Here is a 613-nt window from a genome sequence, read left to right as displayed (position 1 = left end):
TCGACGCGGACAGCCTGGACACCAGCGCACATTTCCACGGGCTGCCCAGCCCGCGGGTACGTGCGGATGCTGACTTTGGCCATCTGTTCAAAGTGTTCGAGCAGCGGCGGAGTAACGAGTTCACCGGGCGTGGTGGTACGCCCATCGGTGGCCTGCGGGAGCGTGTCTACGCGGATTGCCTAGCGGCGGCTGAGATGGAGCGCGGGGTGTTCCGTCTCGGTGCGCCCACCGGGGCCGGCAAGACCCTTGCGAGCGGCGGCTTCGCGTTGCGGCATGCAGAAAAGCACGGCCTGAGTCGGGTGATCGTGGCGGTGCCGTTCCTCACCATCACCGAGCAGAACGCTGCGGTCTACCGCCGGCTGCTCAATGAGGAGGGTGCCGAGCCGGTCGTCCTTGAACATCACAGCCAGGCCGACTTCGACGATCCGCAGATCGGCCGGTGGTCACGGCTGGCGGCCGAGAACTGGGACGCGCCGTTCGTCGTCACTACCTTCGTTCGGCTTTTCGAGTCGTTGTACGCCCGTAAGCCGTCGGCGATGCGTCGGGTGCACCGGCAGGGCCATTGCGTAAAACCGGTGACGTTACGTGACTGCGTCGATGAGTTGGGTTGATC

The 613-nt window shown here is 65.3% G+C and carries 1 protein-coding gene; it reads left to right on the top strand.

Features of this window, described 5'->3' with window-relative positions; genetic code table 11:
* Positions 1-611: DEAD/DEAH box helicase (locus ACFHWY_RS28785; protein WP_416583371.1), on the top strand; the 611-nt coding region annotated here is incomplete at its 5' end.
* Between the last annotated feature and the right edge of the window lie 2 nt (positions 612-613).

Origin of the sequence: Micromonospora sp. LOL_024, assembly GCF_048060415.1 — a bacterium.
Lineage (GTDB): Bacteria > Actinomycetota > Actinomycetes > Mycobacteriales > Micromonosporaceae > Micromonospora.
Note: the sequence above shows the minus strand (reverse complement) of the source record. Positions and strands in the feature narration are given on the sequence as shown.